This is a genomic window from Streptomyces katrae (assembly GCF_000717655.1).
In the GTDB taxonomy this organism is placed as follows: Bacteria; Actinomycetota; Actinomycetes; order Streptomycetales; family Streptomycetaceae; genus Streptomyces; species Streptomyces katrae_B.
In genome coordinates this window covers 44,248-59,300 of sequence record NZ_JNZY01000054.1, presented here as the reverse complement: position 1 = coordinate 59,300, position 15,053 = coordinate 44,248, and the positions used below count along the sequence as shown (strand labels likewise).

The 15,053-nt window shown below is 70.3% G+C and carries 14 protein-coding genes and 1 pseudogene; 8 read left to right on the top strand and 7 right to left on the bottom strand.

Annotation, left to right across the window (positions count from 1 at the left end):
- Window positions 1-495 precede the first annotated feature (495 nt).
- The 5 genes from IF09_RS0136440 to IF09_RS0136420 all read left to right on the top strand — a co-directional run bounded on the left by IF09_RS0136440 (window position 496) and on the right by IF09_RS0136420 (window position 4,836).
- Entirely contained in the window at window positions 496-2,766 is a 2,271-nt protein-coding gene (locus IF09_RS0136440) for a nitrate- and nitrite sensing domain-containing protein (RefSeq protein WP_234321287.1), read from the top strand.
- On the top strand, window positions 2,763-3,185 hold the full coding sequence (locus tag IF09_RS0136435) for a roadblock/LC7 domain-containing protein (protein ID WP_030303364.1): 423 nt from the start codon (window positions 2,763-2,765) through the stop codon (window positions 3,183-3,185). Before IF09_RS0136440 ends, IF09_RS0136435 begins: the two co-directional genes overlap by 4 nt.
- A complete protein-coding gene (locus IF09_RS0136430; protein ID WP_030303362.1) occupies window positions 3,185-3,559 on the top strand; it encodes a DUF742 domain-containing protein in 375 nt (124 codons plus the stop codon). The genes IF09_RS0136435 and IF09_RS0136430 overlap by 1 nt, the downstream gene beginning before the upstream one ends.
- The gene (locus IF09_RS0136425) at window positions 3,546-4,208 is read left to right on the top strand and encodes a GTP-binding protein (protein WP_051833523.1); all 663 of its coding nucleotides are present in this window, start codon (window positions 3,546-3,548) and stop codon (window positions 4,206-4,208) included. Before IF09_RS0136430 ends, IF09_RS0136425 begins: the two co-directional genes overlap by 14 nt.
- Window positions 4,209-4,380: 172 nt before the next feature.
- Window positions 4,381-4,836: a GNAT family N-acetyltransferase gene (locus IF09_RS0136420; RefSeq protein WP_030303358.1), complete on the top strand. Its 456-nt coding sequence runs from the start codon at window positions 4,381-4,383 to the stop codon at window positions 4,834-4,836.
- Window positions 4,837-4,908: 72 nt separating this feature from the next.
- Here IF09_RS0136420 and IF09_RS0136415 read toward each other — a convergent pair whose 3' ends face one another.
- On the bottom strand, window positions 4,909-6,276 hold the full coding sequence (locus tag IF09_RS0136415; protein ID WP_030303356.1) for a mycothione reductase: 1,368 nt from the start codon (window positions 6,274-6,276) through the stop codon (window positions 4,909-4,911).
- 567 nt (window positions 6,277-6,843) lie between these two features.
- On the opposite strand from IF09_RS0136415, the gene IF09_RS0136410 reads away from it, so the two are divergent.
- A complete protein-coding gene (locus IF09_RS0136410; RefSeq protein WP_030303354.1) occupies window positions 6,844-7,032 on the top strand; it encodes a DUF6381 family protein in 189 nt (62 codons plus the stop codon).
- Window positions 7,033-7,351: 319 nt separating this feature from the next.
- Here IF09_RS0136410 and IF09_RS0136400 read toward each other — a convergent pair whose 3' ends face one another.
- From IF09_RS0136400 to IF09_RS0136390, 4 genes and pseudogenes are all read right to left on the bottom strand, one after another.
- Entirely contained in the window at window positions 7,352-7,729 is a 378-nt protein-coding gene (locus IF09_RS0136400) for a DUF3618 domain-containing protein (RefSeq protein ID WP_030303353.1), read from the bottom strand.
- Window positions 7,726-8,139, bottom strand: a complete 414-nt coding sequence (locus tag IF09_RS0136395) for a phage holin family protein (protein WP_030303351.1) — start codon at window positions 8,137-8,139, stop codon at window positions 7,726-7,728. Before IF09_RS0136395 ends, IF09_RS0136400 begins: the two co-directional genes overlap by 4 nt.
- 294 nt (window positions 8,140-8,433) lie before the next feature.
- Window positions 8,434-8,661: pseudogene (locus tag IF09_RS47685) on the bottom strand (hypothetical protein); the annotation flags it as partial.
- Window positions 8,662-8,704: 43 nt separating this feature from the next.
- Window positions 8,705-9,700: a magnesium and cobalt transport protein CorA gene (locus IF09_RS0136390; RefSeq protein ID WP_030303349.1), complete on the bottom strand. Its 996-nt coding sequence runs from the start codon at window positions 9,698-9,700 to the stop codon at window positions 8,705-8,707.
- Between the two features lie 160 nt (window positions 9,701-9,860).
- Between IF09_RS0136390 and IF09_RS0136385 the strand changes: the two genes are divergently transcribed.
- Complete coding sequence (locus tag IF09_RS0136385; RefSeq protein ID WP_030303346.1) at window positions 9,861-10,484, top strand: flavodoxin family protein; 624 nt, start codon at window positions 9,861-9,863, stop codon at window positions 10,482-10,484.
- A gap of 57 nt (window positions 10,485-10,541) precedes the next feature.
- Window positions 10,542-12,776, top strand: coding sequence for a catalase (locus tag IF09_RS0136380; protein WP_030303344.1), 2,235 nt, complete (start codon window positions 10,542-10,544; stop codon window positions 12,774-12,776).
- A gap of 274 nt (window positions 12,777-13,050) precedes the next feature.
- On the opposite strand, the gene IF09_RS0136375 is transcribed toward IF09_RS0136380, so the two are convergent.
- Window positions 13,051-13,494, bottom strand: coding sequence for a hypothetical protein (locus IF09_RS0136375; RefSeq protein WP_030303342.1), 444 nt, complete (start codon window positions 13,492-13,494; stop codon window positions 13,051-13,053).
- A 119-nt stretch (window positions 13,495-13,613) separates the two neighbouring features.
- Window positions 13,614-14,675, bottom strand: coding sequence for an LCP family protein (locus IF09_RS0136370; protein ID WP_078613685.1), 1,062 nt, complete (start codon window positions 14,673-14,675; stop codon window positions 13,614-13,616).
- Window positions 14,676-15,053: the final 378 nt, after the last annotated feature.

Here is a 15,053-nt window from a genome sequence, read left to right as displayed (position 1 = left end):
TCCGCTGGGAAGTCCGCGACGACATCCACGAAGCCTTCCTCAGCCTCGCTTGCTCACTCATCTGCTGGCGACGCCTGAAGTCATTCCGATAGCAGTTCTAAGAGCCGCACCGTTGGCGCTCCGGCCGCAACACCCCCGGGGAGCAGGGATCAGGGACCAGGGACCAGCATGATCACGGCCGTCAGGGGCGATACCGACTGCTGCGGGCAGCGGCACGACCACCGCTTCGGACCGGTGACATCTCGGCGCCGGTGACGCAGCGGCACCCTTACCACGCACAAGCATGTAAGTAAGCTCTCCGTTTATTCGGACTGGCTGGATATGATCGACACCCTCACCCCACGGGGCCGCGTCGGCAGTTCCCCCCTGCCCGCTCGAGGACTGTGCTCAACCGTCCGTGGCCCATCCCCGTTCTGCCGCTCCCGAGGACCGATGTCTCCGATGGAACCCGAAGGTCCACCAAGCCCGCCGCCGACCGTTCGGCGCCGCCGCACCATGCGCCTCCGTACGATGCTGGTCTGCCTGGCCGTCGTCCCGACCGTGGCGATGGCCGCCCAGGTGACCGTGACCGCCCAGCGGTTGCTGGCCCAGTCCGAGCACCTGCGCGCGGATGTGGAAGCCGGCGAGCGGATCGGCGTACCGCTGGTCGGGCTCATGACCCAGCTGCAGGCGGAGCGTGCGATGACGGCGGCACGGTGGGCGGGGACCTCCGTCGCCGACGACGACCTCCGCGAGAAGCGGGCGGCAACGGACCGCGCGGCGGCGGAGGTCAGGCAGGTCTCCGGCAGCGGCAGCGGCGCTGCGCAGCCTTTCGGGCACAGCGACGGCCACCTCGACGAGGTGGGCGCCCGGCTCGAGCAGCTGGCCGCGTTCCGCAAGCGCGCGGACGCCCACAGCGGCAGCGCCGAACAGGTGGTCGACTACTACACCGGCGTCATCGACGACATCATCCGCGCATACCAGCATGAATTCGGCCACGCGGAGGACGCGGAACTCGCCCAGGAGAGCAGGCCCGCCGTGGCCCTGTTCTCCGCGGGAGAGATGGTCGCGCGCGAGGACACTCTCCTCGCGCTGGCCGGGCCGTCCAAGGAACTGGCAGCCACCGGTTTCTCCGAGTGGCTCGATGCCCTCGGCACCCACCGGTACCTGTACGACACCTGGATCGTGCCGTACCTGTCGCCCGCCGAGCAGGCTTCGTACGACAAGCTCACCGCCTCGGATGCCTGGCGCACCAAGATCCGCATCGAGAATGCGGTCGTCAGCAACCACCAGGACACCGCGTCCGGAGTGAAGCTGCCGGCCGACGTCGGCAGCTGGCGTGCCGCGCACGACGCGTTCGCGCCGCAGTTGGCCGCCCTCAACGCGGACCGGTCGCGGAGCGTGCTCGCGCACGCCGATGCGAAGGCCTCCGAGCTGGAGACCGATGTGTACTGGCTGGTCGGGGGCAGCGGCGGCACCCTCCTGCTGGTCACAGGGGTCGTCGTCCTCACCACGCGGTCGGTGCTGCGCAGGCTGAACCGCCTGCACACCCGTACGGTCGCCATCGCAGAGGAGACATTGCCCCAGGTGGTGGCCCGGCTCCAGCGCGGGCAGGCCGTAGACGCGGAGGCGTTGCCGGCCGTGGCCGGGCACCAGGACGAGGTCGGGCGGATCAGCGACGCCTTCGCCCGCGTCGTCGCCGTGTCCGTCGACGGGCACCGGCAGCTCGCGGCCGAGCGGCACGGGTTCGGCCTGTTCGCCTCGGGCATCGCCTCACGCACCGGAAACCTCGTCAGCCGCCAGCTGAGCCTGACCGAGGACATCCAGGACGCCTTCGGCCACGACGAGGCGCTCCTGGCCCAGTTGATGCGGTCCGACCAGTTGACGGTGGGAATGCGACGCCAGATCGAGAACCTCCTCATCCTCGCCGGTGGCGAGATCCCGGACCCGCACACCGACCCCATGCGCCTCGCCGACCTGCTGCGAGAGGCCGCCGCGGAGGTCGAGGACTTCCGGCGGATCGAACGCCATGCGCTGGACGAGGCGAGCGTGCAGCCGCACGTGATCAGTCAGATCAGCCACCTGCTGGCCGAGCTGCTGGACAACGCGACCCGGTTCTCTCCCCCGCGCTCGAAGGTGGTCGTGCGCGCCGAACTGGCTGCGGACGGGCTGTCGATCGAGATCGAGGACCGCGGACCGCGCGTGGCCGCTGCCGGGTACGAGGAGATGAACCGGCGACTGCACACGGCGCCGCCGTACTCCGTCCTCGCGGAGAACGCGCACCGGCTGGGCCTCTTCGTGGTGGGCCACTTGGCCGACCAGCTCCAGGCCCGGGTCACGCTGCGGCGCTCGGTGTACGGGGGGACGGCGGCCGTGGTGATCCTGCCGGGCGACCTGCTCGTGCCGCCCGAAGGGAAGGGCGAGCGCGATCCGGTGCCTGCGGCGGAGCCCGAAACGGTATCCGACCGGACTCCGGAGCCGGCCACCGTACTCACCCCCGTACGGGCACCCGCCCCCGAGGTCCGGCCGGACCCCGCCCCCATGCCCGTACGGCTGCGAACCGAGCCGGCGCTGCCCGCTCGCTCCGGATCCGCCGACGGCGCGCGCCCTGCCCTGCCCGAGCGCGTCCCGCAGACCCACCTCACCCGGCAGCTCCGCGGGCCGCGCGCCCCGGAGCCGGACGCAGGCCGGGACGCGTCGACACCCGAAGAGGTGGCCGACGCCTGGGCGGACTACGAAGAAGGAACCCAGAAAGTGGCAGCAGAGCTCAGACAGGATCAGCCATGACGACGACAGCCAACGACATGATCTACAGCGTCCTGGACAACAACCTGAGCAGGATCGCCGGCATCCAGGGAGCCGTACTCCTGTCCAACGACGGGATCAAGCTCAGCGCCTACCTGCTCGAGCGGGACCAGGCGGAGCGCATCGCGGCCGCGTCCTCCGGTATCGCCGCCACCATGAAGGCGATATCGAGGGAGGTGGGCGGCGGCGGGGTCATCCGCCAGCTGGTGGAGATGAACGACCGGTACCTCTGCATCGTCGGGTGCGGTGAGGGCAGCACCCTCATCGTGGTGACGTCCCGCAAGGCACGGCTCGGGGAGCTGGGAGGCGAGGCAGTACGAACGGCCCAGGCGCTCGGCGAGTGGCTGGGAACCCCCGAGCGCACGCCGCTGCCGACATCGACACCGGCGTCGACGTCGTAATGCCGGACGAGCCGCAGCGTCGCCGGAGCCTCCGCCGGACCCGGCTGTACGCGTTGACCGACGGACGTACAGCCGCGGCTCCCCAGACCGCCCTCACGATGGACACCACGATCGTGGCGGCGGTCACCGAGGACGACGCCCTCAGCGGCCTGCCCACCGAATGGCGCGCCATCCTGGCCATGTGCGCGCCGTCGGGCGGACTGGCGGTCGCCGAGATCGCCGCGCGGATGCACATGCGCCTCACCCCCATGACGCTTCTCCTCGGCGAACTCGCGGACCGCGGGCTCATCAGCCATCGGCCGCCTCTGGAGGGGGCCGAGACCACCAATGTCCACCTGCTCATGAAAATCAGGGACAACCTTGCCCGGATATGACACCTCCGATGCTCCCGTCCAGGAAGCGTCCCCCGTCAAGATCCTCATTGCCGGTGGATTCGGAGTCGGCAAGACGACCCTGGTCGAGGCGGTCTCCGAGATCGAGCCGCTGCGTACGGAGGAGCGCCTCACGAGTGCGGGAGTCGGTGTCGACGACCTCGACGGCATCGAGTCCAAGACACTGACCACCGTCGCGATGGACTTCGGCCGGATCACCCTCGCGGACGCCGGAGTCGTCCTCTACCTGTTCGGCACACCCGGCCAGGAGCGGTTCTGGTTCATGTGGGACGACCTGCTGAACGGGGCCCTCGGGGCACTCGTACTCGTCGACACGCGGCGCCTGGACCGCGGCTTTCCCGCCATCGACTTCTTCGAGAGCCGGGGACTGCCGTTCGTCGTCGGCGCGAACTGCTTCCACGGCGAGCAGCCGTACACCGCCGAGGAGATCGCCGCCGCACTGCACCTGCGCGACCCGGCCACGCCCGTCCTGCTGCTCGACGCCCGCTCCCGTACGGACGCCCGCGACGCCCTGCTGGCCCTGCTGGACGTGGTCATCGCCGGGGCGCGGACCGCGCCGAGCACCCGCGCCCGGCCGCCGGCCCTGCGCAAGCACGAGCCCGCCCTCGGTGCCTCCGGGTCACAGCTCTAGCAGCCCCGGGCCACCGGGCCACCCGTCCACCATGGCGCTCCGGCAGTCCGCTTTGCTCCGCCCCGGCACCTGCCGCCCCCCGCCCGGTTCGAGCATGATCGATTCATTGGAGCGGAGGAGGAGCGTCCACGCTGCTCCCACCCCATTCCTTCGATCACGGGAGCCCCGTCACATGTCCGACATCATCGTGCGCGCCGTACGGGCCGAGGACTTCGCCCAGTGGCGCGCCCTCTACCGCGGCTACGCCGATTTCTACGAGGTGGAGCAGACCGAGGAAGCGGCCGCCACCGTGTGGTCCTGGCTGCTCGAGCCCGGCCACGAGGTCAGCGGCCTGGTCGCCGAGAACGCCGCCGGCCGGCTCGTCGGCCTGGCACACTACCGCCCGTTCTCCCGACCGCTCTCCGCGACGGTCGGCTGCTTCCTCGACGACCTGTTCGTGGCGCCCGAACACCGCGGCTCCGGCGCCGGCGACCGGCTGCTGGGCGCTCTGCGCGAGCTCGCGGCCGCGCACGGCTGGAGCGTGGTCCGCTGGATCACCGCGGACGACAACCACCGCGCGCGGTCGAGGTACGACCAGGTGGCCACCCGGACCATGTGGGTCACGTACGACATGGCCCCCGGCCTCTGACCCTCGATCCACGCCGGGCCGGGCGGGCAGGGCCGGGCTCGGTCGACCGCTCGCCGCCCTCGGCGGGAGGGCTCACAGGCCGAGGTCGAGGAGGGCGTTCTCCACGACCTCGGTGAGCGCGGGATGGATCCAGTACGGGGACTTGGCGAGGGTGAGGGCGTCGATGCCCAGGATCGCCGCCAGGACGAGGGGCTGGATGAGGGTGGGGGCCTCAGGGCCCATCAGGTGGGCGCCGAGAAGGCGCCCGGTGCCGGGGTCTGCGAGCACTTTGCAGAATCCGGCGGTGTCCTCCATCGCCCAGCCGTAGGCGCAATCACCGTAACTGGCCATGCCCACCAGGTAGTCCAGCCCTCTGTCGCGGCAGTCCTGCTCGGTGGCGCCGACCGACGCGATCTGGGGCCTGGTGAAGACGGCCGCCGGCACCAGTTCGTGGTCGGCCGCGATCAGGTCGTCCGGGTGGCGGAGGTTGTGGGCGACGACCTCCGCCTCGCGGTTGGCCACGTGCTTGAGGGGCACCGGCGAGCAGATGTCCCCGAGCGCGAAGACGCCTTCAGCCGTGGTGCGCTGATGTCGGTCGACGATCACACGGCCGTCGTCGTGGGTGGCGATGCCGGCCGCCTCGAGGTCCAGCCCGTCGCTGTTCGGGACACGGCCCACCGCGACGAGCAGCACGTCCGCCTCGACCGTCGATCCGTCGTCCAGGGTCAGCCGCAGCGCGCCCGGCCGGCCACCGACCGCCGTGACCTCCCGGCCGAGCCTGAGGTCGTAACGGGAGCGGACCAGTTCGGTGAACCGCTCCCGGACCGTCTCGTCCTGCGGGCCGAGCAGCTGCTCCTCCTTCTCCACGATGGTGACGGAGCTCCCCGTCTCGGCAAACACATCGGCCAGCTCCGCGGCGATGTAACCGCCGCCGAGGACCACCAAGCGCCGGGGCGGCGCGTCGATGCGCATGACGGTGTCGGACGTCTCGTACGGCAGGCCGGCCTCCGCAACGGGCCCGGGGACCACGGGCCGCCCGCCCGCCGCGACGACGATCTGCCCGGCGCTGACGTCGAAGGCCCCGTCCACCCCGTCGATCCGAAGCGTCCTGGGGCCGGTGAACCGTGCCCTGCCCTCGTACACGGTGACCGAATCCTGCTGCTCACGGTCCGTACGGCCTTCGTCCCGTTCGGCGTCCAGCCGCGCGAAGATCCGGTCGCGCACCCCGCGCCACCGCACCGCTCGCAACTCGGCGTCCACGTCGTACGCCCCGGCTTCCCGGACGGTCCGGGCGACATGTGCGGTGTAGGCGAGCATCTTGCTCGGGATGCATCCGGCGTTCAGGCAGGTTCCGCCGAACCAGCGCTCCTCGACGATGGCCACGTCCAGGTCGGCGCACGAGTCGTCGACGACGGCGTTGCCGGAGCCCGCACCGATGACGACAAGATCGTGGTGACGCATCCGGCCAGCCTAAGAGGCCCTTTGCCGACCAACGCGTCGGCGCGCTGGCTCCCCCTGCGCGAGTCCGGTCCATGGGGTGCCCAGGACCCGGATCCGGTCGGTGCCATTGCAGGTAGCTCCCACCGCACGAGCAGACGGGCTGGGGCCGCGTCCCGGTCGCCCGCGAGGGATTCGGTCGGCCCGGCTGCGCGTGCCTGGCGGGTCCTGGGGGGCCACCCTTTCGAGGCGGAAGCGTCGCCGTGGGGGTTGCCCGCCTCTTCCTTGGAAACCGTCGGTTCGGGCCCCTTGGCGGGTGCGTACCTGTCCGGGTGAAAGGAACGGTGGGCGCTCGGGTTGTCCTGCTCGCGGGTCTCGTCCACATCCGGCTCCGCTACCGGCCGGTCCTGCCGCCCTCCCACTGTTCGCCCAAGTGGTCGCGTCGGCTCCGGGGGCCAGCGCGCTTCTCGGGTCGGGGCACGGCCTTCCGGCGGATTCGGCAGAAGGGCCGGCCCGAAGGCTCCGGTGGCGCGTCGGCCCTGCCGCTGTTTGCCTGGGGGGACCCGCACCCCGACCCGAAGAGGAGCGATCATGAGCGGCGACAGCCAGCCGAGCAAGCGAGCCCAGCAGAGGCGCGACAGGGCTCAGGAGCTGGAGCAGGCGGCGCAGCACGCCACCGATCCGGCAGAGCGGCAGCGGCTCATGGACGAGGCCCTGCGCATCCGGGAGAAGACAGAGCGTGAGAACGGCAGGGGCAGCGGGACCATGGACCCCATGTAGACGTACCCGGCGCGCTGACGGGCCGCCCCGGCCCGGAGCGCCCCACCCGGTGGAAAAGCTGCTGCTCGAACTCGAGGTCTGCCGCGGCTGCCGGCCCGGGCGCAGCAAGGGCCGGGCAGTGTCGGACGTGCTCGGAGGGACGCGGGTACCAGTAGATCATCCGGCGGTCCAGCAGGGCGCCGGTCTTCACCAGGTGGTCTGCCAGGCGCTCAGGGCCCAGCGACGACCTTCCCGGCCTGCTGGAACACCGCCTCCGCGATCAAGCCGCTGACGGCGCCCAAGGCCGGCCCGACCGGCTTGTGGGCCATCTCGGACGCCTTCATCGTCGTGCCCGGCTGCGCCGCACCAGCAGATAGACGACGACCAGAGCGGTGCCGGCCACGAGCAGTGGCGTACGGTTGGCGCGTGCCGTCCTCGCGACGTGGCCGGCCTTGTCGAGAACCGGCTCGGGTGTCGTGTCCTTCACCACTTGCGCGGCATGCTGGGTCTTCCCGCGGATCTGGTCGGCGACCAGCGCGGTCTTCTCGGCGGCCTGCTCTCTGACACCGGCCGCCTTCTCCTTCACCTGGGCCCTGACGTCGGCCTTGCCCGCCAGCGCCTCGACGGTCTGCCCGAGTTCGTCACGGGTGCGCTCGATCTGCTCGCGCAGCTCGTCGGGGGTGGGTGTGCCGATGTCGGTTCGGGGTTCGTCGGTCATCGCTGCACCTTCTCCTTGATCTCGGCCAGGTCGGCCTTGACGCTGTCGATGGCCTTCCCCGGAACGGGGGCTCCGGCCTCAGTGATCTGCTTCTTCCCCGCCACGGCTGTCACTGCGGCAACCGCTGCCAGCACCGCCGCGACGATCAGGGCCGATGCCCACACCGGGAGTATCAGTGCGAGGGCTGCGATGCAGGCTGCCACCAGGGCCTGAGCTGCCAGGATTCCGATCAGTCCAGCCGCGCCCACAAGGCCGCCGCCCTTTTCGAAGCGCTTCCCCTTCTGCGTCATCTCTGCTCGAGCCAGCTGCATCTCCTCGCGGACCAGCTCCGAAATCTGCCGGGAAGCGCGAGAAACCAGCACGCTCACGGATTCATCGGTGCTGTGGGTCTGCCGCTCCATCGTGCTCATGAGGAGTCTCCCCTGTTGCGATGCGCACGCCGTTGTCGTGGCGCGCCTACCCGGTAAACGGCCGAGCACCCATGCCGGGCCCGGCGCTTACCGGTGGCATCCCCCGATGCGCCTTCTCTGCCGGTGGTCACTGTCGCGCAACGGGCAAAGCCGTGATGCTGCAACTCGTGGCCGGCCCAGCGGTCCGTGCGGCCCCTCACTCCTCCATGCGGTGGCGCTCCTGGTCGCTCGAATCCGCGGCCCTCGGCGTACGGCGCCGCCCGGTACAGGAGCGCGATCATGATCGTGACGAGTCCACACCGGGTGCCCCTCGGGCATGTAGTAGACGGCGTTCGCGGCACGGATGAACGCGGCCGCGTACCCGGAGGCGGTCCACATCGCCACGACGAGACCGAGGAGGGGATCCTAGGGCAGGGCCGCAGCGCGGTCGGCGAGCTCCTCGTTCTGGAACCCTTTGGCCGTGCCGCGCAGGACCGCCCTCCAGGAGCGTGCGGGCAGCTGCGAGGGCTGGTCCGGGCCCGCTCCTCGACCTCCCGTCCGCGGGCGCGGCTCCCGGACCCGATTCCTAGAGCCAGCCGTTGCGGCGGAACGAGCGGAAGAGGAGGCCTGACGCCAACGCCATGAGGGCGACGGCGAGCGGGTAGCCGTAGCTCCAGCCGAGCTCCGGCATGTGCTCGAAGTTCATTCCGTAGACGCCGGCCACCATGGTGGGGATCGCGAAGATCGCGGCCCAGGCGGAAATGCGCCGCATGTCGTCGTTCTGCCAGGTGCCCACCCTGGCTTGCTGGGCAGCGAGAACCGAATTGAGCAGTTCGTCGAGCGTCCGCACCTCCGTGTCGGTGCGGTGGAGGTGATCCGACACGTCGCGGAAGTAGGGCAGGACCTTCGACGGACGCCCTTCCTCGGCCAGGCCGCTCAGAAGGCCGGTCAGGACGGGGACCAGCGGCTGTACGGCGTCCCGGAACTCGCGTACCTCTCGTTTCAGGGAGTAGATGTCCTCGGTGTGGTCGACGCGGGAGGACGAGAAGACGCGGTCCTCCAACCGGTCGAGCGCGGCACGCACGGTCTCGGCGGCTTCGCCGTAGGCATCGACGACGACGTCCAGAACGGCGTGCAGAACCGACAGGGGGCCGAAGCGCAGCGTGGACGCGTCTGCTTCCAGCCTGCGGGCTGCGTCGGCTGCCGGATCCACCTCGCCGTGCCGGACGGTGAGCACGTAGCGGGGGCCGACGAAAAGCATCAACTCGCCGGTCTCCACCGCCGCTTCCTCCTCGACGTACCAGAGGGTCTTCAGCGCAACTGCCAGCACGTCGCCGATGCGCTCTCGCTTCGGCAGCTGGCGCGCCTGAACCGCATCCTCGACGGCCAGGGGGTGCAGACCCAGCTCCTCGGCCAACTGCACGAGCTCGTCCTCGGCCGGGTCGACCAGACGGACCCAGCCGAACTCGCCGTCGCCCAGCCCGCGCAACCGCTTCAGCACCAGTCGGCAGGCCTCGTCGTCAAGGCCGCACTCGACCGTCTCCGACCGGCCCGACCGCTCCTCGTACACCACGCATTCCATACGCCGCGCATGCTTCAGAACCCCGATCCCATGCGCATCGGTCCACCACCAGGATGCAGGGGCACACTGCCGCGGCTTCCGCATCTTCGCGGACTGACCCAAAGGGGATGAATCGCATAGCGTGCGACATCAAAGCGAGGTGTGCGGGTAGCCGGACACCATGGACCCCAACAATCACACCCCTCTTCGCGCTGTCGCGCTCGTCTGCACCCTGTCCCCCTCCCCCACTCCGTCGAGCTCCCAATTGCTGGCCGAGCAGACCATGGCCGCCCTCGCCGAGCACGGCGTCACCGGTAAGACCATCCGGATCGCCGACCACGATGTGAAGCCCGGTGTGAAGACCGCCATGGGCGATGGCGACGCCTGGCCGGAGATCCGGGACACGATCCTGGGCTGCGACATCCTGATCCTCTCGACGCCGATCTGGCTCGGGCACCCGTCCAGCATCGCCCAGCGGGTCCTGGAGCGGCTGGACGCGGAGATCTCCGAGACCGACGACGAGGGCCGCATGCTCACCTACGGCAAGGTCGCCGCAGTCTGTGTCGTGGGCAATGAGGACGGCGCGCACAAGGTCAGCGCCGACCTCTTCCAGGGCCTGAACGACGTCGGGTTCTCCCTCGCTCCGAACGCCGTCACCTACTGGGTCGGCGAGGCCATGCAGGGCACCGACTACCAGGACCTCGACAAGACCCCCGAGAAGACGGCCGGCACGACCGCCACCCTCGCAGCGAACACCGCCCACCTCGCCCGCCGCCTCAAGGCCGCTCCGTACCCGGCGAGCTGAGCCACGGCTCCGTCCCTCCGCACAGCGCGTCCCGGACCGGAGACAAGGAGAACGATCATGACGAAGCAGCAGTCCTCACCCGACACCGCCAAGAACGAGCTGCCCGGCAAGCCCGGGCCGACGTCACCGCCTCTGCTCGAGCCGACGGAGCCCGCGCAACCCCTTCCCCCGAAGCCCGACCAGGACGGTCCCGAAACGGCGGGTCCAACCGGGCAGGCGACGGGGGCGGACCAGGCACGCATGGCGCAGAGCGGTGCCTACCTGACCACGGCCCAAGGCACGCGTCTGCCCGACACCGATCACTCCTTGAAGGCCGGAGCACGCGGCCCGGTGCTGCTGCAGGACCACCACCTGCGCGAGAAGATCACGCATTTCGACCACGAGCGGATCCCGGAGCGGGTCGTCCACGCGCGTGGTGCCGCCGCCCACGGCGTCTTCCAGGGCTACGGAACCGCCGGCGAGGTGTCGAAGGCCGCGTTTCTCGCCAAGGACGTGGAGACGCCCGTGTTCGTCCGGTTCTCCACCGTCCTCGGCTCACGCGGCTCGGCAGACACCGTGCGCGACACACGCGGCTTCGCGACGAAGTTCTACACCGACGAAGGTACGTTCGACCTGGTAGGCAACAACATCCCCGTGTTCTTCATCCAGGACGCCGTCAAGTTCCCCGACGTCATCCACGCCGGAAAGCCGCACCCGGACCGCGAGATCCCGCAGGCGCAGAGCGCGCACGACACGTTCTGGGACTTCGTGTCCCTGCACACCGAAGCCACCCACCACACCCTGTGGAACATGTCCGACCGGGGCATCCCCAGATCGTTCCGGATGATGGAGGGCTTCGGAGTACACACCTTCCGGCTGGTCAACGCGGCCGACGAGAGCGTGCTCGTGAAGTTCCACTGGAAGCCGAAGCTCGGCGTGCACTCCCTGGTCTGGGAGGAAGCACAGATGATCAGCGGCATGGACCCCGACTTCCACCGCCGCGACCTCTTCGACGCCATCGAGGCCGGCGCCTTCCCGCAGTGGGAACTCGGCATCCAGGTCTTCCCCGACACCCCGGAGCAGACCTTCGAAGGCATCGACCTCCTCGACCCCACCAAGATCGTGCCGGAGGAGCTCTCACCCGTTCAGCCCATCGGGCTGATGACCCTGAACGCCAACACCAAGAACTATTTCGCCGAGACCGAGCAGGTCGCCTTCCACCCCGGCCACCTGGTCCCCGGCATCGACGTCACCGACGACCCGCTGCTCGCCGGCCGCCTCTTCTCCTACCTCGACACGCAGATCAGCCGACTCGGCGGCCCGAACTTCGGCCAGATCCCGATCAACCGGCCGCACGCCCCCGTCAACGACATGCTCCGCGACGGGATGCACCAGAGCGCCGTCCACACGGGCGTCGCCCCCTACCGGCCCAACAGCCTCGACGGCGGCTGCCCCTTCCTCGCCGGAGCCGATACGGCCGCCTTCATCGAGACGCCCGTGAAGGTCCCCGCGGCGAGCAAGGTGCGTGAGGCACCGGCCTCGTTCTCGGACCACTTCACCCAGCCGCGCCTCTTCTGGCTGAGCATGACCCCGCCCGAGCGCGAGCACATCATCGCCGCCTACACCTTCGAACTGAACAAGTGCTACGAGCAGGCGATCAAAGAACGCACCCTGAAGGTGCTGGCGAACATCGATCCGCAGCTGTGCGAACAGGTCGCCGCGGGCCTCGGACTGCCAGCCCCCGCCGGCACCGTGCCGCTCGACTCGGCCGACTCCAGCCCCGCCCTCTCCCAGATGGGCGGGACCTGGCCGACCGACGGCCGCGTGATCGGCATCGTCGCCGACGCCTCAGCCGACCTGGACGGCGTGAGGACCGCGCGGCAGGCCGTCCTGGACGCCGGCATGGTGCCCCTCGTCATCGCCCCGACCGGCGGCACCCTCGACGGCGACGGCCCCCCGATCACCATTCAGCGAACCTTCGCCACCGCCCGATCCGTCGAATTCGACGCCATCCTGCTGGCCGGAGTGCCCCGGGCAGGCGCGGACGCGTACGGTGCCCGCGACGCCAAGGCCGGCACGGCCCAGCCCCCCGAGGCTCCCGACCCGCGCGTACTGCTGCTCCTCACCGAGGCGTACCGGCACGGCAAAGCCATCGGCGGTTGGAACGGCGCGGAGCGACTCCTCGAAACCGCCGGCATCACGGCAGCCGAACCCGGCATCGCCGTCGCCGACACCGCAACCGGGGTCCTGGCAGCCCTCACGACGGCGCTGGGCGAGCACCGGGCCTGGGACCGGTTCCCCGCAGCCCTCTGACCCGCGCCGAACCCGAACCCGCTCCCTCCGCTGGGCGGGGCCGGATTCCCGAGGCCGAAGATCGGAGCTCATGGCGACCGGCCCCCCACCGCGCCCTGCCGTTCGAAGACGCCGGCCATACCCTGTGCGTCATGCTCGGACACCGCCTGGTCCACCACGCCCTGAACGGCCGAGACTGAGATGCTGCCGTCACCGGCGCGGCGCGGACAGGTGGCCCATCGACAGGCCGTCAGAGCACACCTAGCAACACGGGCGCGCCCTGCCGGCCTTCGTTTCAGGAGGCGGGCGGCGTCGCGGTGTGGTCCGGATGGTGGCGGGTGCGGCGGATCGTCTTGAGGCGGGCCTCCAGGAGGTGTTCGCGCCCGCCGGCCAGCTCGTCGACGATGTCGCGTTCCATCGCGGCGAAGGGCTGGTGGTAGGTGGAGTTGTAGGCCTCGATGATCTGGAACGTCCAGTGGTCCGGGATGACGTTGCGGCCCACGATGTCGCGCTCGACCCGTGCGGCCTGCTCCTCGTGGCCCGCCTCGCGCAGGAGCCGGACGGCGTCACCGAGCTCGAAGTCCGCGGTCCCGGTCAGCTGGTGGAATCCGTAGAGGTGTCCGCGGGCCCGCTCCGTGGTCTCTAGCGCCTTGGAGAGCGCGCCCAGGGCGCGCAGTGTCTTGTCGTCGACGCCGTCGGGCACCTGGTGCTCCGGGTCCATCTCGCGATTGCTGTCCATGGTGCTCTTCTTCCCGAAAGGCGCTTCGCCGAGCGATCGATTGAGCCGTGCGGAGCAAGGGCGGCGGCTGCAACACCCCGTACGGCAATCGGCCCACCCCAGGTGCGGCCGCCTGGCGTCTACCCGCAGGTCGCCGCGGCCGCCGTGGTGCCCGTGAAAGCGGGAGCCGGTGTGGGAGACCCGGTCGGCTTTGCGGACGGCCGCGCGCGGTCCGGCTCAGCGTGGACCACTTCCACCGGCTGGTCCACGCGCAGCCGCTGGAAGAGCCGGGCAGCATCCACGGCGATCAGTTCGTCCCGGTTCGCGTTGGCGTGGTAGGGCTCCCGGGGCACGGTCAGAAACTGGACCCGGGCCACCGGGATGTCCCGCATGCTGAAGACCAGTTCGTACAGACTGCGCAGGGAAGCGAGCTGTGGGTCGGTCGTCACTGCGGACGTGGCCGCATTCAGTACCGCGTACAGGCGGGCGGGGTTGAACAGCACTCTGTTGCTCTGCACCTTCTTCACCAGTGAGGCGAGGAACTGCTGCTGGCGGGTCATCCGTTCGGTATCGCTGCCGTTGCCCAGGCTGTAGCGGGCCCTCACATAACCCAGCGCCTGCTCACCGCTGAGGGTCTGGCGTCCGGCCCGCAGCCGAAGTTTCGCCCTGGCATCGTTCACCGGCTCATCGAGGCAAACCTCCACCCCGCCGACCGCGTCGACCACCTTCTTGAAGCCCTGGAAGTCCACCACCACGTGGTGGTCGATCCGGATCCCGGTCATCTTCTCGACCGTACGGATCGAGCAGGCCGCGCCGCCGAACTGGAAGGCCCAGTTGAACTGCGCGAACCGTTCCTCGGTGCGGCTCCCGTCAGCCGTCAGGCAGGAGGGGATCTCGACCATCAGGTCCCTGGGGAGTGAGACGGCCGTCGCGCTCTTCCGGTCCGCCGCCACGTGCAGCAGGATCGCGGTGTCCGAACGCCCCGTACCCCGGCGCCGTCCGTACCTGCCGTTGCCCTGGCCCGCGCGCGAGTCCGATCCGATGATCAGCACGTTCAGCGCCCTGCGCACGACCGGTGCCGGGCGCTCCGCCTCGTGCCGCCCCAGCTCGGAGGCCGCGGGAACGTCGGCTGTGATGTTGCTGTCGAGCGTGCGGTAGGTCCACCAGCCCACCCCGGCCCCGACCAGCAACAGCAACGCCATGCCGAGCCCGATCCAGCGCAGCAGCCGGCGCCTCCGCCGCCGGGCCGGAGGCTTTGCCGTGCCATCCCCTGCCGGGCCGTCAGCGCCCCGGCTGCCTGCCCTGTCCGACACGGCGATGTCACCCCTTCACGGCGCCCACAGCGGCCGCCGGGTACCGACTGCGTCCTGCGTCGATCATCCATCCGGATTACGGCAGGCGCTCGGGGAGCGGGCCCCGAGTACGTCATGCGGGTGACGAAGCGGAGGTTCCCGCTGCCGAGCCCGTCGGCGCCCCGGGCAACACAGCCACTGATGCCCGGCGACTCCCGACACCGGACCTGCGCGGTTGGCTTCCACCTCGGCCGCCGCCATTGGGATGATCTCGATCCTGCAGCGCGG